Annotated in this window: 16 protein-coding genes, 2 tRNA genes, 1 pseudogene and 2 riboswitches; of the genes and pseudogenes, 13 read left to right on the plus strand and 6 right to left on the minus strand. The window is 56.3% G+C overall.

Annotated features, from left to right (window positions below; translation table 11 throughout):
• Nucleotides 1–19: 19 nt before the first annotated feature.
• Nucleotides 20–361, minus strand: a pseudogene (locus FO268_RS22960) (NADPH-dependent FMN reductase); the annotation flags it as partial.
• Between the two features lie 282 nt (nucleotides 362–643).
• Nucleotides 644–730, plus strand: a riboswitch (glycine riboswitch).
• A 1-nt stretch (nucleotide 731) separates the two neighbouring features.
• Nucleotides 732–830, plus strand: a riboswitch (glycine riboswitch).
• A 22-nt stretch (nucleotides 831–852) separates the two neighbouring features.
• On the opposite strand from FO268_RS22960, the gene FO268_RS08335 reads away from it, so the two are divergent.
• Both FO268_RS08335 and rnk read left to right on the plus strand, forming a co-directional pair.
• Nucleotides 853–1,470, plus strand: a complete 618-nt coding sequence (locus FO268_RS08335; RefSeq protein WP_150991913.1) for a trimeric intracellular cation channel family protein — start codon at nucleotides 853–855, stop codon at nucleotides 1,468–1,470.
• A gap of 310 nt (nucleotides 1,471–1,780) precedes the next feature.
• Nucleotides 1,781–2,167: a nucleoside diphosphate kinase regulator gene (rnk, locus tag FO268_RS08340; protein ID WP_150991915.1), complete on the plus strand. Its 387-nt coding sequence runs from the start codon at nucleotides 1,781–1,783 to the stop codon at nucleotides 2,165–2,167.
• 285 nt (nucleotides 2,168–2,452) lie between these two features.
• Here the strand turns inward: rnk and FO268_RS08345 are convergent, their stop codons facing one another.
• Together FO268_RS08345 and FO268_RS22825 are read right to left on the minus strand one after the other, a co-directional pair.
• Nucleotides 2,453–2,929 carry a hypothetical protein gene (locus tag FO268_RS08345; protein ID WP_150991917.1) on the minus strand — a complete coding sequence of 159 codons (477 nt, stop codon included), beginning with the start codon at nucleotides 2,927–2,929 and terminating at the stop codon, nucleotides 2,453–2,455.
• A complete protein-coding gene (locus tag FO268_RS22825; protein WP_191966924.1) occupies nucleotides 2,922–3,068 on the minus strand; it encodes a hypothetical protein in 147 nt (48 codons plus the stop codon). Before FO268_RS22825 ends, FO268_RS08345 begins: the two co-directional genes overlap by 8 nt.
• A gap of 214 nt (nucleotides 3,069–3,282) precedes the next feature.
• Here FO268_RS22825 and FO268_RS08350 point away from each other — a divergent pair, with 214 nt between their 5' ends.
• The 5 genes from FO268_RS08350 (at nucleotide 3,283) to FO268_RS08370 (ending at nucleotide 6,767) form a co-directional block, all read left to right on the plus strand.
• On the plus strand, nucleotides 3,283–3,564 hold the full coding sequence (locus FO268_RS08350; RefSeq protein WP_150991919.1) for a hypothetical protein: 282 nt from the start codon (nucleotides 3,283–3,285) through the stop codon (nucleotides 3,562–3,564).
• A 346-nt stretch (nucleotides 3,565–3,910) separates the two neighbouring features.
• Nucleotides 3,911–4,684 carry an SDR family oxidoreductase gene (locus FO268_RS08355; RefSeq protein WP_150991921.1) on the plus strand — a complete coding sequence of 258 codons (774 nt, stop codon included), beginning with the start codon at nucleotides 3,911–3,913 and terminating at the stop codon, nucleotides 4,682–4,684.
• Nucleotides 4,685–4,711: 27 nt separating this feature from the next.
• Entirely contained in the window at nucleotides 4,712–5,161 is a 450-nt protein-coding gene (locus FO268_RS08360; protein ID WP_150991923.1) for an oxidoreductase, read from the plus strand.
• Between the two features lie 103 nt (nucleotides 5,162–5,264).
• On the plus strand, nucleotides 5,265–5,846 hold the full coding sequence (locus tag FO268_RS08365; RefSeq protein WP_191966925.1) for a bacteriohemerythrin: 582 nt from the start codon (nucleotides 5,265–5,267) through the stop codon (nucleotides 5,844–5,846).
• A gap of 6 nt (nucleotides 5,847–5,852) precedes the next feature.
• A complete protein-coding gene (locus FO268_RS08370) occupies nucleotides 5,853–6,767 on the plus strand; it encodes an AEC family transporter (RefSeq protein WP_150991927.1) in 915 nt (304 codons plus the stop codon).
• Here the strand turns inward: FO268_RS08370 and FO268_RS08375 are convergent.
• On the minus strand, nucleotides 6,747–7,682 hold the full coding sequence (locus FO268_RS08375) for a zinc ABC transporter substrate-binding protein (protein ID WP_150991929.1): 936 nt from the start codon (nucleotides 7,680–7,682) through the stop codon (nucleotides 6,747–6,749). The genes FO268_RS08370 and FO268_RS08375 overlap by 21 nt on opposite strands.
• A 162-nt stretch (nucleotides 7,683–7,844) precedes the next feature.
• On the opposite strand from FO268_RS08375, the gene gltX reads away from it, so the two are divergent.
• The 3 genes from gltX to FO268_RS08390 all read left to right on the plus strand — a co-directional run bounded on the left by gltX (nucleotide 7,845) and on the right by FO268_RS08390 (nucleotide 9,600).
• Nucleotides 7,845–9,329: a glutamate--tRNA ligase gene (gene gltX / locus FO268_RS08380; protein ID WP_150991931.1), complete on the plus strand. Its 1,485-nt coding sequence runs from the start codon at nucleotides 7,845–7,847 to the stop codon at nucleotides 9,327–9,329.
• Nucleotides 9,330–9,441: 112 nt separating this feature from the next.
• Nucleotides 9,442–9,517 (plus strand) — tRNA-Ala (locus tag FO268_RS08385).
• 7 nt (nucleotides 9,518–9,524) lie between these two features.
• Nucleotides 9,525–9,600, plus strand: a tRNA-Glu gene (locus tag FO268_RS08390).
• A gap of 83 nt (nucleotides 9,601–9,683) precedes the next feature.
• Here FO268_RS08390 and FO268_RS08395 read toward each other — a convergent pair.
• Complete coding sequence (locus FO268_RS08395; RefSeq protein ID WP_150991933.1) at nucleotides 9,684–10,205, minus strand: Lrp/AsnC family transcriptional regulator; 522 nt, start codon at nucleotides 10,203–10,205, stop codon at nucleotides 9,684–9,686.
• A gap of 156 nt (nucleotides 10,206–10,361) precedes the next feature.
• Here FO268_RS08395 and FO268_RS08400 point away from each other — a divergent pair, with 156 nt between their 5' ends.
• The 3 genes from FO268_RS08400 (at nucleotide 10,362) to FO268_RS08410 (ending at nucleotide 16,508) form a co-directional block, all read left to right on the plus strand.
• Nucleotides 10,362–13,880, plus strand: coding sequence for an indolepyruvate ferredoxin oxidoreductase family protein (locus FO268_RS08400; RefSeq protein ID WP_150991935.1), 3,519 nt, complete (start codon nucleotides 10,362–10,364; stop codon nucleotides 13,878–13,880).
• Entirely contained in the window at nucleotides 13,873–15,060 is a 1,188-nt protein-coding gene (locus FO268_RS08405) for an amino acid aminotransferase (protein WP_150991937.1), read from the plus strand. The genes FO268_RS08400 and FO268_RS08405 overlap by 8 nt, the downstream gene beginning before the upstream one ends.
• A gap of 65 nt (nucleotides 15,061–15,125) precedes the next feature.
• On the plus strand, nucleotides 15,126–16,508 hold the full coding sequence (locus FO268_RS08410) for a sodium-dependent transporter (protein WP_150991939.1): 1,383 nt from the start codon (nucleotides 15,126–15,128) through the stop codon (nucleotides 16,506–16,508).
• A gap of 46 nt (nucleotides 16,509–16,554) precedes the next feature.
• Here FO268_RS08410 and FO268_RS08415 read toward each other — a convergent pair whose 3' ends face one another.
• Nucleotides 16,555–17,406: a 6-pyruvoyl trahydropterin synthase family protein gene (locus tag FO268_RS08415; RefSeq protein ID WP_150991941.1), complete on the minus strand. Its 852-nt coding sequence runs from the start codon at nucleotides 17,404–17,406 to the stop codon at nucleotides 16,555–16,557.
• Nucleotides 17,407–17,476 lie beyond the last annotated feature (70 nt).

A 17,476-nucleotide genomic window follows, 5' to 3' on the forward strand; every position in this document is an offset into this window, starting at 1 on the left:
CACGCGTTTGCTGGCTGGTTTAGCGAAGGACTCTCAGTGCTTCCGACCACTTGGCCATTTCCGTCAGCATGGCGTTGGCGGAACCAGTGTGCTGTTCGCCAGCGAGAAAGCGGCGCTGGTCATCGAGACTTTCCCATGGCATCTGCACCATTACACCTTCCACCATCGGCATTATTTTCAGCGTGGTGACCAGTTGCTTGGCGACCTGGGCGGAACGCAGGCCACCGGAAACACCGCCGTAGCTGACGAAGCCGCAAGGCTTGTAGTTCCACTCGTTGTAAACATAGTTCAACGCGTTCGTGAACGATGGCGGTGGGCAGAAATTGTACTCGGGGATGACGAATACGTAGGCATCCGCCTCGTTGACGCTCGCTGACTAGGCTTTGGTGTGCTCGTGCTTGTACTTCTGCATACGCGGGTGGTTGGCCTCATCGTATACCGGAAGATTGAACTCGGCCAGGTCCACCAGATCGCTTGAAAATGTCCCCTGTTCATTGGCCAGAGCATTGAATCACTGGGCAATGGAAGGGTCGATCCGGCCGGGGCGGGTGCTGCAGATGATGGTCTGTAGTTTCATGGGTGTCCTTAAATAGCGGTCGAAAGCCGTTGCAGGCTGGTTCGTGAATCCATGCAGGAATGTTTGCTCTAGAAAGCAGGATAAAGGGCGCACTGGCCCCGCCGAAGGCGCAAACTCCCATAAACGCTCAGGCACAGGTACTGCGAGGCACCATTCAAAGCCGTCTGGAGAGCGACTGCCGATGCAGTCCACCGAAGGGGCAAGCAGAGCCGGGCTCTGTAAACTCTCAGGTATCAGGGACAGGGGGAGAGGCCACAGAAACTCAGGAGTCCTGTGTGCTGATCTCTATCTATATGATTGCCATTACCGCCGAAGCCATGTCGGGCGCCCTCGCCGCGGGGCGAAGGAACATGGATATTTTTGGTGTCGCTGTAATCGCGTTTTTTACCGCCCTCGGAGGCGGAACGGTCCGGGACATTCTTCTGGGCAACTTTCCAGTCAACTGGACCCAGCACCCCCGCTATATCTACATGACCATCACCGGAGGCCTGGTAACGATCGTGATTGCCCGATTCATGCGGCACCTGCATCAGCTGTTTCTGGTACTGGATGCCATTGGCCTGGTGGCGTTCACGGTTATTGGTTGTAATGTCGCGCTTGAACTGGGCTATGACACTGTGGTCGTAGTGATGGCCGGAATCACCACCGGCATTTTTGGCGGTATCATCCGGGATATCATGTGCAACCGCACACCACAGGTGCTGCGCCATGAACTGTACGCCAGCGTTTCACTGGTGGTCGCCTTTCTTTATCTGACCTTGCTTCGCCAGGGTGTGGGCGAGAACGTCACTCTCCTGGCGGCATTCAGCCTCGGACCGCTTCTACGTATGGCGGCCATTCGCTGGCATCTGTCGTTGCCGGTGTTCAGCTATTCGCAGACCCGCTGGGAATGACCAGAACTGCAGGTTAAGACCGCTTCGGGAGTTTCTCGGCCGGCGCGGAAACCAGGCGTTTTGATTGTTTCTTTTCTTTGTCAACTGAGCTAACGTATCTTGCTAATTTTTTTTAAAGTCCTGAGATTTGAAATGAAAACCGGTTTTTACTTCATCCATTCCGTTTCATCCGCGGCGCCATTTCTGGTTGCCGGGCTTTGCCTTATTCGCCATTCCTTTCGCTGAACTCGTCGAAACACTCGTCGAATTCGGCGAGACCTCTGACACATCCCCTAACTGAACCTTGCCTTCCGGGCCTGAAGGAGTCGGTATGTCTGAACGTCCAGCTATTTATGTCTTAGACCAGGATTTTGATCGTTTATCCGCCATGTTGGAGAAGCAGCCACATGGCAGTGAAGCAGCCGAAGCGCTTGCGTTCGAGCTTGATAGAGCAACTCTGGTTGATGCCGGGAATCTGCCCTCCGGCACCGTGACCATGAATTCCCTGGTCCATTTTAAGAATGAGAGTAACGGCGCGGATTACACGATGAGGCTTGTTTACCCGAGCCCGCGAGAGTCAGGCGAGGAGTGTGTGTCCGTCCTGGCTCCAGCCGGTGCCGCTCTCCTGGGGCTTCGGGTAGGCGACCGCATTGATTGGTCAGTGGCCGGCAAGAACCAGCTGCGGCTGAAAATCATCCATGTGACTCACGCAGACTGAACAGAGAAAAGGCACACATCAGGACAACACCCTTCGGGATGGCAAGTGGCCTATCTCCAGAACATCGGGGCAAGGCCTCCGCGAATGCTGGGCAAGACGGGTGTTCATGTTTTTTACGATATAAAATTAGGGCGGCTTCCGATTCAGGGCTCCCCAAATGTCTTGGGTGTCATCGCTGGGGGTTGTTCGCTAATCTATTTGTGACGCCTGAGCGAGCTAGCGACAATATGCGGCTGGCCTGCGAGAACGTTGGAAGGGCAGGCTCAAACAGCACTGAGTCGGCTGCTATTTAGGATCGTTGTTTCCCATTTTGGCTGATCTAGTGAGGAAGTGACTATGCTTTCTTCTAATGTGAATGAAACTGGCCGCTGGCAGAACAAGGCCGAATATAGAGGCGATCATCAAAACGGCCATAGAATCCGTCAGGGGCTGAAAAACGGTTACCGTCAGATAGGAGGCGAGAAACGCAATCAAGTGTAATGTACTGAATAACACCATTTCCACGACAGTGGGCATACTCTGGCGAGAGCGATTGGATGTGATCTGAATACCGCTGACCACTAATGCCCCAACCAGCGGGGCTACAAACATAAACCCCGACTTACCACCTACGCCTTGGATGGCTTCAGTGTCTATCTGTGAATACGGGCCGTAGACTGCGAGGAGAGTGACTGAGGTCAAAACAAACATCGCGATTGCTGCGCAATTTAGATAAACCTGAAGGTCGTTAAACAAGATCGAGTTTGAGTGATCTTCAGCCATGGTTGTTTTCGCTCCGCGAGAGATGCTTTTTGGCCCAAGCTTCTAGGTCATCCGCTTTCCAATAGCCAAGGACGCCAATTAATACCAAGGCAATAAAAAAACCTCCAAATCCAATCAAGCCAGCCATCATGTTCATCATACTGCTCTCCCTCTCGGTGTTTTCCCCAGAGTAATGGATTTTAAGAATCCTCCAAATTGACTCTATATCCCGATGCTGACTGGAAGCTTAACGCTCGGACTGGGTTCTTGAGAATGGACGTCTTTCAGTCCGTTATTCATACCCGTCCACGGGCTTGGAAGAATTCGGATTTGTGAAATGATTGATCGACAGTCATCAAAGAGGAAAATTCAAAATGAAAAAACTACAAGGTATCTTGAATGGAAAGGCAGCTGTAAAGATTGCTTGGCTTAGGTGGGTTAAAATAAGCAGTCTAGTGTTTCTGGGATTATTGGGGGTGTTTTTGACCGCAGCGCCAGAGGAGCAAAACTCCCTTGCAGTATTCGGAGTGATCTATCCAGTTTTGTACGATTGTCTCGGTCGACGAAGTCTGGCGGCAGTCGTTGTCTCACTGGTCACATGTCAGCTTTTTCCAGAAATCGCTCAGAGCTTCGATGCGATTGGGAGGTTGGTATGAATACAGGCCTGCAGGGAGTGAGTAGAAATTGGCTTAGCGGTGCGACAATAGTCCTTCCGGAAGTTAGCGTGGTTCAAAAAGAGTCCGAATATTCGGCGCTTACGAATCCGTCGTTCCAGTCCATCATCGGGGCCACGCAGAATCTTCGTGACAATCCTGAGTGAGAGGCTGCCGGTTTTACCACTGTCTGTTCGGGCATTGCTGCCGTGCTGCTGGTGATCATTAACTGCCTAATCTGAATCTGTGATTTGTCGCCAAGGTCAACGGAGCCATTGAAAAGAGCTGCTATTCTATCAGGAAATCTGAGCGCCTGGCCGTAAGGCTTTTGCGAAACACAGGACTTGTCATGAACGATTGCATTTTTATAACCGGCGCCGGCGCCGGAATCGGCCGGGCTACCGCCAGGCTCTTTGCTGGGAAAGGCTGGTTTGTCGGCGCCGCAGACAGGAACGCGGAGGCGCTGGACACCCTGCGCGATGAACTCGGTGCACACAGGTGCAGCATCCATGTCGCGGACGTTACCGACGCTCAATCAGTGACACAGGCGCTGGAGCAGTTTGCCGGGCACACCGGAGGCAGGCTGAGAGTGCTGCATAACAATGCCGGTATTCTGAAGGTGGGCCCCTTTGATGAGATCAGCACCGCCGACCATCGCCGCGTTGTGGAGGTGAACGTGATTGGCCTGATGAACGTCCTTCACGGGGCATTTCCGTACCTCAAGGCAACACCTGGTGCGCAGGTGATCAACATGAGCTCCGCGTCGGCGTCCTATGGCGTCCCGGATTTCGCCTCCTACTCCGCCAGCAAGCACGCGGTGCGCGCGCTTACCGAGGCGCTGGATATCGAATGGGAACCATATGATATAAAAGTAGGGGATTTGATGCCGCCGTTCGTGAATACCGGCATGGTCCAGTCCAACGAAGGGCGCTCGGCACTGTTCGACAACATGGGGATCAACCTGACCCCCGAAACGGTTGCCTCCGCGGTGTGGGAACAGCTGCGTAAACCACAGCTGCACCGTCCACTTTCGTTGCAGTTCCGGGCGCTCTGGCCCATTACCCGTACAGCGCCGACCAGAGTGACACGAGCGGTTATGAAGCGGCTTCGGGAGAAACATTAGTCAGCATGTCAATCACTGAGGGGACTGATGATGGAACCGGAAAACAAGGCGCTCTTTGAAGGTCTTCAGGCGCTGTCCGACTCTGCTTTTCCCAAGAAGTGCAGCAACTGTGGCCGGCTCTACCATTCGCCTGAGGAGTTTCTGACACGCTCTCAGGCGATACCGGGCAAAAGTGGCCTCAAGGAAAGCCTGGATGATGATGACTCCACTATCGTGGAGGTTTTCAGGAATTGCGAGTGTGGCTCCACGCTGCTGGATTTTTTTGAGGATCGTCGGGATACATCGGAGAAAGGCAACAGGCGTAGGGAAGTGTTCGGGAAAATGCTGGTGCTTTTACAGGACAAGGGTTTGTCGATAGAGGAAGCCAGGGAAGAGCTGAAAGGCGTTATGAACGGCAAACCGAGTGAGCGGCTGGCGCAGTTGGGGATCCGTCTGAAAACGCCAGGCTCTGGCCCGGTCACGGAGGGCGGGGACTGACCCTCTGTACATGAAGCCGGAAATGACTTATGACAACGAACTGAACTGCTGAATCCGCTAGGTTGGGAGAACGCAAGGCAGCTTCATGTTCAGGGGGTCAGTCATGTCCAATTCTGGCGATGCATTGGCGTCATTGGAATTTTTTCCGTGGAGCCGGCATTTTGAGGTTGGCATTGAGGAGATTGATGAGCAGCACCAAACGCTTGTGAAAATCGTTAACCGGCTGGTCTGGCATGCAGTGTCTGACGTTCCCCGGGACCGGTGTGATCAGATCCTCAACGAATTACTGTCGTATGCCCACTATCACTTTACCGCCGAGGAGCGCATCTGGAAAGCAGCCCTTGGTGGTGCTGAGATTGCCCGCAATCACCACGACTCACACCAGATGTTCTTCGCCCAGATCCAGACGTTTCGCAGCAGCGACCAGCCCAGGGGCCAGATAATGTCCGACCTGTTTGATTTTCTTGCTCGCTGGCTGGCTTTTCATATTCTGGAGTCGGATCGCAGGATGGCCATGACTGTGAAAGCCGTCGAGCAGGGCGCTTCCCTGGGTGAAGCCAGAAAGCAGGTTGATGACGGGTTGGGAGGTAGCGGGGGTGAGTTGATTTCGGCGTTGCTGGAAGTCTACAGTAAGCTCTCGTCGAGTACCGCGCAGTTGATGCGGGAAAACCTCACCAGAGAGTAAATTTCAATGCCGGTAATGGTGCAGGCGCTCACGCCTGTGTTTGTGTTGATACTGTTGGGCTACCTGTTCCGGCGCTGGCATTTCCCGGGGGGCGATTTTTGGGCCCAGGCAGAGCGCTTCACCTACTACGTGCTTTTCCCGGCCATGCTGATTTTCAAGCTCGGCCAGGCGAGGGTCTCGCCGTCAGCCTATGGCGACATACTGATCCTGATCGTTGCCATGCTGGTGACCATGACGCTGTTGCTGGCAGCTCTTCAGTGGTTCTGGCGCTGGCCCGGGCCGGTGTTCTCGTCCGTGTTCCAGGGCGGCATCCGCTTTAACTCCTATGTAGCCCTGGCGGCAGCCGGTATGTTGCTCGGGGATGAAGGCCTGTCTCTTATTGCCATTGCCGTGGCGGTAAAAGTTCCATTACTCAATCTGCTGTGCATTCTGATGTTTTCTCTGGTTGCCGGTCGCGAGCCAGTCAGGCTGAAGCCGGTGCTCAAGGCTATTGTCTCCAACCCGTTGATTATTGGTTCGGTGGTCGGAATGATCTGGAGTTATTTCCGGATAGGGTTCCACCCCCTGGTGGCCGGCATCCTGGAGCCCTTGAGCGACCTGGCCCTGCCACTTGGCCTGATGACGGTTGGCGCCGGCCTGCAGTTGAAAGCGCTGCGTGGTGCGTCACTGCCGTTCCTGGTCTCGTCGACCGTCAAACTGGCGGTGTGCCCGTTACTGACAGCCGCGCTGGCACTGCTATTGGGGATGGAAGGCTTGATGGTACAGGTGGTCATACTGCTCGCGGCCTTGCCTACGGCCACCTCGTCATACATCCTTGCGCGCCAGTTGGGTGGCGATGCGCCACTGATGGCGGGAATCATCAGTGGCCAGACATTGCTGGCCATGGTGACCATTCCACTATTACTCGGCGTTCTCTGGTAGGCACTCGAGAACAGCACCCGCCAGGCTTTGCTGAAAGGCGATGTATCCATCGCGATCGGGTTCGATGTCCGTGGCCAGTGGATCCCAGGTGCTGAAGGTGATGTCCAGGCCTTCGGTGATCGAGCGCCACCACTGGCGATTGAACTGGGGTTCTGTCAGCAGGCAGGGTTGGTTGGCCTCCTGCAGCTTTTGCTGCACCTCTGCAATATGCCTGGCGCCCGGAGACAATTCGGGATTCAGGGTCAGAATGCCTTCCACTTTCAGACCGTAATGTTCGGCGAACCGGGTGAATGCGTCGTGATAGGTGAAGAGGTCTACCTCTGCCAATGGTTTCAGCCTTGCGGTGATATCAGTCTCGGCGGCAGACAGGGATTGCTCAAATCTTTCAAGATTGGCATCAAGCGCAGTTACGTCCGCTCCGTCCTGCTGTGACAGCACCTTGTGAATATCCCTGGCCATGTTCAGCGCCAGGGCCGGGTCCAGCCAGATATGCGGGTCTTCACCGTCGCCGTGATCATGGCCGTGCTCGGCGTGGTCATCATGATGCCCGCCGTGATCATCTTCCGCTTCAATCTCGGGTACATCTTCGCCGTGCATCAGCGAGTAGGTGCGGTCCCGAAATTCATTGCCGCTGAGCAGTCGTGTGAGAAAGGTTTCCAGCTCCGGGCCCACCCAGAAGATGGCGTCAGCATTCTCCAGTGCCCGGCGCTGAGAAGGCTTCATCGTGTAGTTATGGGGGCTGGCGCCAGGTTGGACCAGTGTTGTGATTTCCACATCATCTGCCGCGACAGCCTTTACCAGCAGTTCGATAGGTTTGAGGGTAGTGACAACCTGGGTTGCCGCCACGGCGCTGGCGGATCCGAGCAGTATGGCGAAGCCGAGTACGGTGGCGCCCGTAAAGCGTTTAACGGTCATAAGGGGTGAGGCCTTAACTATTAATGATACGTTATAATATAACAAGATGGCGCCCAGATAAAATGGATTGTCGCTCGCCCATGCGAAATCCGGCGGTGGCCGCTATAATGCGGGGCTTTTAACGCACAGCCTTTATCAGGCAGTAACCTTCAGGACGCTTTCATGACCGTACGTACCCGAATCGCCCCGTCGCCCACCGGTGATCCCCACGTTGGTACCGCCTTCGTGGCGCTGTTTAACCTGTGTTTTGCCAGGCAACACGGCGGCCAGTTTATTCTGCGGATTGAAGATACGGATCAGGTTCGCAGCACCGAAGAGTCGGAGCAGGACATTCTGCAGGCCCTGCGCTGGTTGGGGCTCGAGTGGGATGAGGGGCCGGATGTGGGCGGCCCTCATGGCCCCTACAGACAGTCAGAACGTAAAGACTCGTATCGGCAGTACGCGTTGGATCTGGTCACCAAAGGCCATGCTTTTTACTGTTTCCGCACGCCGGAAGAGCTGGATGCCATCCGTGAAGAACGCAAGGCCCAGGGCCTGAACCCGGGCATCAAGGGCGACCTGGAACTGCCGGAGGAAGAGGTCAAGCGCCGCCTGGATGCGGGCGATCCGTATGTGATTCGCATGAAAGTGCCGGAAAACGGAGTCTGCGAGATTGAGGATATGCTGCGGGGCACCATCGAAATCGACTGGTCCCAGGTGGACAGCCAGATCCTGCTGAAATCCGACGGCATGCCTACGTATCACCTCGCCAACGTGGTGGACGACCATCTGATGGATATTACTCACGTGTTGAGAGGTGAAGAGTGGATCAATTCCGCGCCCAAGCACAAACTGCTGTATGAGTATTTTGGTTGGGAGATGCCGGTGCTATGCCACTTGCCATTGTTGCGCAACCCGGACAAGAGCAAGTTGTCCAAGCGCAAGAATCCCACCAGCATCAACTTCTACGAGCGCATGGGCTTTCTGCCGGAGGCGGTGACCAATTACCTCGGTCGCATGGGGTGGTCCATGCCCGACGAGCGGGAAAAGTTCACCCTGGAGGAAATGATCGAGAACTTTGACATTCAGCGCGTGTCTCTGGGTGGCCCGGTTTTTGATGTTGAAAAACTGCGCTGGCTCAACGGCCAGTGGGTTCGTGACGAACTCAACGACGACCAGTTCATTGAGCGCATGCGCAACTGGTGGTTCAACGAACAGGCACTTCGGGATCTGGTGCCACATATAAAGGGCAGGGCGGAAGTGTTCAGCGACGTGGCTCCCATGGCCTCGTTCATGTTCTCCGGCATGCTCAACCTCGGGCCGGAAGACTTCAACCATAACAAGCTCGACGAAGCCCAGGTCAAGCGGGTACTCCAGTTCACCCTATGGAAACTGGAAGCGCAGCGACACTGGAGCAAGGACAACATCTTCGCTGACATCAAGGCCCTGGCCAAGGCTATGGACCTCAAAATGGGTGACTTCATGTTCGCCATCTTTGTGGCTGTTGCGGGTACACCTAACTCCTGGTCTGTAATGGACTCCATGGCCATCCTTGGCCCGGACATGACCCGGTCCCGTCTGCGCCATGCCCTTGAGGTAATGGGCGGCTTCTCCAAGAAGGAGACCAAGCGGGTGGAGAAGGAGTTCGCAGCCCTGCTCCCTGAGTGACCAGACTGGTGAATTAGTAAACGGCTGCAGCAGCGATATTCACGAAACTGAAAAAACGTTGGAAAAAAGGTTGACGCCCCAAGGGCCGATCCTTAATATACGCAGCCGTTGAGGGGCCATAGCTCAGCTGGGAGAGCGCAACACTGGCAGTGTTGAGGTCAGCGGTTCGATCCCGCTTGGCTCCACCAATTTCTAGTCCCCTTCGTCTAGTGGCCTAGGACTCCGCCCTTTCACGGCGGCAACAGGGGTTCGAACCCCCTAGGGGACGCCAATACGGCTTAACGGTTTAGTCCACCGGTAAGCCAGCAGTAAGAACCGCCTTTGGGCGGTTTTTATTGATAACAGACCCTCGCCCTATGGGCGGGGGTTTGTTGTTTTTGGGGCGTCGATTCCTCCCTGGTCCAGCCCTTCCACCGGGATAGTCTCGGTGTTCTTTATTTCCCGCAAAGCAAAGTTTGAATTCACCTGCGAGATACCGTGCAAGGTGAAAATCTTCTCGTTCAGGAAGCGGTCGTAGCTGGCCATATCAGGAACGATGACCCGCAATACGAAATCGGCGTTCCCCGTAACCGCAAAACACTGGAGTACCTCCGGGTAACTGCTGACCTGCTGCTCAATTTCTTCGGTGCTGTCGATGCTGTGTCGTTGTAACGACAGGTTGAGCAGCACACACAGCCCCTGGCCGATTTTCTCGGGATTCACTCTTGCACTGTACCCCTGAATGATTCCGTTTTCCTCAAGCGTCCGGACCCGTCGCCAGCAAGCGGCAGGCGATAACCCCACCTGTTCCGCCAGTAACTGGTTGCTGATGCGTCCTTCCTGCTGGAGCAACGAGAGGATTCGGCGGTCCAATTTGTCCAGATCTACGTGTTTCATTTGGTAACACCTGATTTCTATCAAAGAATCTTTCTTTGTATTGTCATTTATCAAACAATCTTTCGCAAACGCCGAATACGTTCACTCAATAAGCAAGCACCTTTTGCGGACTTCCCTCTAGAATTTTGGTTATAAAACCGACAAAAGGAGGGCGCCATGTCCGCCGATACCCCACAGCTCGACGACTACAAACTTGAAGACCGCTATCTGCGGAAATCAGGGCGGGTTTTCCTGACCGGAACACAGGCTCTGGTCCGCGTACCTTTGATGCAGGCAGCTCTGGATCGCAAGCAGGGTCTGAATACGGCGGGCCTGGTCAGTGGTTATCGAGGTTCCCCGCTGGGCGCCTATGACCAGGCTCTATGGCAGGCCCAACCCCTGCTTGATAAGAACCGCATTGATTTCGTGCCGGCCATTAATGAGGATCTTGCTGCCACCATCATGCTGGGGACCCAGCAGGTAGAAACCGACGACGCTCGACAGGTGGATGGTGTGTTCGGCCTCTGGTACGGCAAAGGCCCGGGGGTAGATCGCGCCGGGGACGCCCTCAAGCACGGCACCACCTATGGTTCATCCCCCCATGGCGGTGTGCTGGTGGTTGCTGGGGATGACCATGGTTGCGTGTCGTCCTCCATGCCTCACCAGTCTGATGTAGCGTTCATGAGCTTTTTCATGCCCACCATCAACCCCGCTAACATTGCCGAGTATCTGGAATTCGGCCTCTGGGGCTACGCTTTGTCCCGCTTTAGCGGTTGCTGGGTCGGCTTCAAGGCTATCTCCGAGACCGTCGAAAGCGCGGCGTCGGTGGAGCTGCCACCGGAACCGGAGTTTGTTACACCGGATGACTTTACGGCACCGGAAAGCGGCCTTCATTACCGGTGGCCGGACCTGCCCGGCCCCCAACTGGAAACCCGCATCGAGCACAAGCTGGCTGCCGTTCAGGCTTTTGCCAGGGCCAACCCGATTGACCGCTGCCTGTTCAGTAACCCGGCTGCCCGATTCGGCATCGTGACCACCGGCAAGGGCCATCTGGATCTGCTTGAAGCGCTTGATCTGCTGGGCATTGATGAGAGTAAAGCCCGGGACATGGGGCTGGATATCTACAAAGTCGGTATGGTCTGGCCCCTTGAGCGTCGCGGCATTCTCAATTTCGTTCACGGCAAGGAAGAGGTGCTGGTGATCGAAGAAAAGCGGGGCATTATCGAAAGCCAGATCAAAGAATATATGTCCGAGCCGGATCGTCCCGGTGAAGTGCTGATTACCGGCAAACAGGACGAGCTGGGCCGCCCGCTGATTCCCTATGTTGGGGAACTGAGCCCGAAACTGGTTGCTGGCTATCTGGCTGCACGCCTGGGCCGTTTCTTCTTTGTGGATTACAGCGAGCGCATGGCTGAAATTACCGCCATGACCACGGCCCGGGATCCCGGCGGTGTGAAGCGACTGCCGTACTTCTGCTCTGGTTGCCCTCACAATACCTCCACCAAGGTGCCCGATGGCAGTAAAGCCCTGGCCGGTATTGGCTGCCATTTCATGGCCTCATGGATGGGGCGGAACACGGAATCGCTGATCCAGATGGGCGGTGAAGGGGTCAACTGGATCGGTAAAAGCCGGTATACCGGCAATCCACACGTATTCCAGAATCTGGGGGAGGGCACCTACTTTCACTCAGGTTCCATGGCGATCCGGCAGGCCGTAGCGGCCGGGATCAACATCACCTACAAAATCCTGTTTAACGACGCCGTTGCCATGACCGGAGGCCAGCCGGTGGATGGTCAGATCACCGTCCCGATGATTGCCCAGCAAGTGGCGTCTGAGGGTGTTCGCCGTGTGGTTGTGCTCAGTGATGAGCCGGAAAAGTACGACGGCCATAAAGACCAGTTCCCGAAGGACGTCACCTTTCACGACCGCTCCGAACTGGATGCAGTTCAGCGCGAACTTCGCGACATTCCGGGTTGCACCGTGCTGATCTACGACCAGACCTGTGCGGCTGAAAAACGCCGGCGGCGCAAGCGCAACCAGTTCCCGGATCCGGCCAAGAGGGCCTTTATCAACCATCATGTGTGCGAAGGTTGTGGCGATTGCTCGGTGCAGTCCAACTGCCTCTCGGTTGTGCCTCGCAAAACCGAACTCGGCCGTAAGCGCAAGATCGACCAGTCTTCCTGCAACAAGGACTATTCGTGTATCAATGGTTTCTGTCCCAGCTTTGTCACGATTGAAGGCGGGCAACTACGCAAGTCCCGGGGCATGGATACCGGTTCTGTGTTGGCGTCCAAACTGGCCGATGTGCCGGCTCCGGAATGTCCTGAAATGACAGGTTCCTACGATCTCCTCGTTGGCGGCGTCGGCGGCACAGGCGTGGTGACTGTGGGTCAGCTGATTACGATGGCTGCGCACCTGGAATCCCGGGGTGCTTCGGTGCTGGATTTTATGGGCTTCGCCCAGAAAGGTGGAACGGTATTGAGCTACGTGCGCATGGCACCATCCCCCGACAAACTGCATCAGGTGCGGGTCAGTAATGGCCAGGCAGACGCGGTTATCGCCTGTGACCTGGTCGTGGCTTCATCTCAGAAAGCCCTTGGTGTAATCAGACCGAATCACACCCGGATTGTTGCCAACGAAGCGGAACTGCCCACTGCCGACTATGTGCTCTATCGCGACGCCGACATGAAGGCAGACAAGCGCCTGGACCTGCTCCGGGATGCGGTGGGTCCGGACCATTTCGATCAGCTCGACGCCAACGGCATCGCCGACAGGCTGATGGGAGATACCGTTTTTTCCAACGTAATGATGCTGGGCTTTGCCTGGCAGAAAGGACTGCTACCGCTGTCGGAAGCCGCGCTTATAAAAGCCATCGAATTGAATGGTGTGGCGGTCGACCGCAACAAGGAAGCCTTTGGTTGGGGCCGGGTAGCAGCTGTTGATCTGCAGGCGATAACGGACCTGCTGGACACTGGTACCGCGAAGGTGGGGCTCATCAGCCAGGAACCGACCCTGGAGGAATTGATCGAGACCCGTCACGGGCACCTGGTCAACTATCAGAACCAGCGCTGGGCCGATCAGTATAGGAAAAGTGTTGCCGAAGTTCGGACGGCGGAGGAAACACTGGGGCAGACCAACCTGCTCCTGACTCGAGCCGTGGCTCAGCAGCTTTATCGCTTCATGGCCTACAAGGACGAGTACGAAGTGGCCCGCCTGTTTGCGGAAACCGACTTCATGAAAGAAGTGAGGAACACCTTCGAAGGGGACTTCAAGGTCCACTTTCACCTGGCCCCGCCGCTGCTGAATGGCGAAACCGATGCGCAGGGGCGTCCGAAAAAGCGGCGCTTCGGCCCGTGGATGTTCCGGGCCTTCCGGATGCTGGCAAAACTCCGCGGCTTGCGCGGAACCCCGGTGGACCCGTTCCGTTACTCTGCCGATCGTAAGCTGGATCGAGCCATGTTGCGGGACTACCAGAGCCTGGTGTCCCGTATTTGCGGGGAACTGAATGCCAGCAACTATGAAACCTTCCTGCAATTGGCGGAACTGCCAGCGGACGTAAGGGGCTTTGGACCGGTACGCGAGCAGGCTGCTGAAAACATCGAGGAAAAACGGTGTCAGTTGATCAGAGCGCTGGAGACGGGGCATCCGACTCTTATCCGTACTCAAGCGGCAGAAGAGGGAGTGAATCATGTTTGAAGCCCTGAGACCTCTGCCGCCAGACCCGATCCTGCAACTGATGCAAACATTCCGGGACGACCCCCGGCCCGACAAGGTCGATCTGGGTATTGGCGTTTACAAGGATGACGCCGGTAATACCCCCATTATGGCTGCTGTGCATGACGCCGAGAGGCGCCTGCTTGCTGGCGAAACGACTAAAAGCTACGTGGGGCCGGCCGGTTCCGCCGGCTTCAACAGCGCGATGGCGGAGCTTATCCTGGGAAGCAACAGCCCGCTGCTCCGGTACCGCCGGGCCTCCGTTATCCAGACTCCTGGTGGGTGCGGCGCGCTGCGTATGGCGGCCGAGTTCCTGCGCCTGTGCAAGCCGGATATAAAGGTCTGGGTGAGTACGCCCACCTGGGCCAATCACCTCCCTCTACTGGGTGGCGCCGGCCTGACTATTCGCGAATATCCGTACCTCAATCCGAAGACGCTGCAGGTAGACTTCGGCGCCATGCTGGAGGCTCTCGAGCAGGCAGATCCTGGGGATGTGGTGTTATTGCACGGGTGCTGCCACAACCCCTCGGGTGCCGACCTGAGTCTCGCGCAATGGCAGGATGTCACCGGCCTGATCCAGCGCAAGGGCCTGTTGCCCTTCGTGGATATGGCCTACCAGGGCCTTGGCGAAGGGCTGGATGCCGATGCGGCAGGCCTGCGCCACCTGGCTGGAGAAGTGCCGGAAATGCTCATCGCCGCCTCGTGCTCCAAGAACTTTGGTCTGTACCGGGAGCGCACCGGGGCCCTGGCCCTGATTTCGGCAACGGCAACCGTAAACGCGGCCGCAACCAGCCAACTGCTGAGCGTTATCCGGTCCCATTACTCCATGCCGCCGGCCCACGGCGCCGCGATCGTGGAGACCATACTGGGCGATGACGGATTGCGGTCCGCGTGGCAGAAGGAGCTGAACGGGATGTGCGAGCGCATCCTGCACCTGCGTCACGCTTTTGCGGACGCCCTGGCGTCGGTTGGCGATTTCAGTTTTATCGCCCGTCAGCGGGGCATGTTCTCGTTCCTGGGCGTCAGCCCGGAGCAGGTGGGCCAGCTACGCAAGGAGCATGGAATCTATATGCTCGATAGCAGTCGCCTCAATGTGGCGGGGCTCAACGACCAGGTTCTGCCACAAGTGGCGGCCTCGATACGCGAGGTCCTTATTCAGTAAACAGCAGCCCCGAAGTAACAGCCCCGGAACATCAATCCGACAAAAACAATTAACCGGAGATAAGAATGAGTGAGAGTACCCAACCACACCAGCAGGCCAACAACCTCTGGTCATCAAGGCTGGCCTTTATCCTGGCCGCCGCAGGTTCGGCGGTCGGCCTCGGTAACATCTGGAAGTTTCCCTATATCACGGGCGAAAACGGCGGTGGCGCTTTCGTCCTGGTTTACCTGGCCTGTATTTTCCTGATTGGCGTACCTGTTCTGATCGCCGAAACCATGATTGGCCGCCGGGGCGGCCAGAGCCCTGTGGCCACGATGCGAACCCTGACCACGAGTGAGGGTACCGCCAGAGGATGGAGAGTCATCGGCTGGAACGGCGTAATCGCGTCGTTTCTGGTTTTGTCATTTTATGCCGTGATCGGGGGCTGGGCCCTTGTGTACATTGGAAAAGCGGCTGCCGGAATGTTTGCGGGTGCAGACGCAGAGGCTATTGGCGGTCAGTTCGGGGGCCTGCTTGCGAACCCCTGGGAGTTGTTGCTCTGGCATTCCGTTTTCATGGGGATTGTCGTTTTCATCGTTGGCCGCGGTATCCGTTCCGGCCTGGAAAAAGCGGTGAACATGCTGATGCCGCTGTTGTTTGTCCTGTTGATTGCCATGGTTATCTACGCCATGAACAGTGGCAGCTTCGGCCGGGCTGTGTCTTTCATGTTCTCACCGGATTTCAGCAAGCTGACTACCGCAGGCGTCCTGACGGCTCTGGGGCACGCAGCATTTACTCTCAGTATCGGCATCGGTGTGCTCATGGCCTATGGGTCGTACCTGCCAAAGAGTGTCAACATTGCCAGAACCGCAATGACCATCGCCGTTCTTGATACCAGTGTCGCACTGCTCGCCGGGCTCGCCATCTTTCCGCTGGTGTTTGCCAATGGTCTCGAGCCCGGCGCAGGGCCAGGCCTGATTTTCGTGACCCTGCCGCTGGCGTTCGGTCAGATGAGCGGCGGGGCGCTGTTCGGAACCATTTTCTTTGCGCTGCTGCTGGTGGCTGCCATTACCTCCGCGATTTCCATGCTGGAACCCGTCGTTGAGTGGCTGGAAGAGCGTAAAGGTGTGAACAGGGCGAAAAGCGCTCTGGGTGGAGGATTGGCAATCTGGTTGATTGGCATCGGCACAGTGCTGTCCTTCAACGTCTGGGAAGACCTGCATCCACTGGGCTTTATTGCGATCTTTGAAGGCAAGACCGTGTTCGATCTGCTTGATTTTCTGGTATCGAACCTGATGATGCCTTTGGGCGGGCTGGCTATTGCCCTGTTTGCGGGCTGGGCGATGAAGCGGGAAGGTCTGCCATCGGATATTGGTCTGGAGGGCAGGGCGTTCAGAGCCTTTATGTTTACGCTTCGGTACGTGACGCCGGCGGGTATAGCCGTGGTGTTCCTGTACAATCTGGTTTAAGTATCATCCTGCCTCCATGGACGGGGGCAGGACCTGCAGAAGAAACTCAGCGCGAAGCGATAGCGCCTTTACCAACCCCTTCGTAAGCCTTGACCCGGATAACATCCTCCGGAAACTCGGATTTAAGCTGCTCGGCAATGTGCGCCGCAATGAGTTCCACTGTGGTGTCCGAGTCCAGCATGTAAACCCGGCTCTCGGGGAGTGTGAGGGCAAACTCTCCCTGATTCGCCTCGTACTCGAAGGCCACATACGCTGTGCCGTCCTCGGCCACCCAGCGTTGCGTCACGTCCTCCTCGGACCCGACATAGATATCCTGCCACAGCTTTGCCCAGCGATTCTCAAGCTCCCGGTTCCGATAGCCGTTACAGTCAATACGGATGGGAGAGCGATGGCCATGGGCAATGCGCTGGCAGTTACCCAAGTGTTTCTTCAGGCCGTGAACATAATGGTAGTAGGCACCTTCAATGATGTCTTCACGCAGCGTGATCTCAACGTCGGTCACATTGGCCGGAAGTACCGCCCGCAGCTCACTCTCCAGCAGGGCAGCAACGGCCGAAGGCACTACGCGATCAGATGACAGCCAGACCACGGCCTCGTCCGGGGCCCGGTGAATAATATGAGTGCCATCTTTCAGGTGCCAGACAAAGCCGTGCGGGTCATCTTCGTTCCATTCGAGCCCGCCATAGCCCCGGGGAATCACCAGACGGTGATCAACACGCTCATCAATCACCCGTTTGATGGTGCGTTTGACGTTGCTGAAATCAAATACCATACCCTGGTCATCCAGCTCGCCACCCAGAACCACATCTACGATCCAACTTTCTCCCACCAGCCCGCGTGCAGCGTCCAGGTAGGCGAAGTCGATAACCGTCAGATTGTCTACGAAAAGGTGGTTCATCGGAGGAGCCTGGAAAGATGAGGTTGATTGATGAGCGGATTCTAGCAAAAATCCGCCAGCGCTAGCAGCT

Origin of the sequence: Marinobacter denitrificans (assembly GCF_008795955.1) — a bacterium.
GTDB lineage: Bacteria > Pseudomonadota > Gammaproteobacteria > Pseudomonadales > Oleiphilaceae > Marinobacter > Marinobacter denitrificans.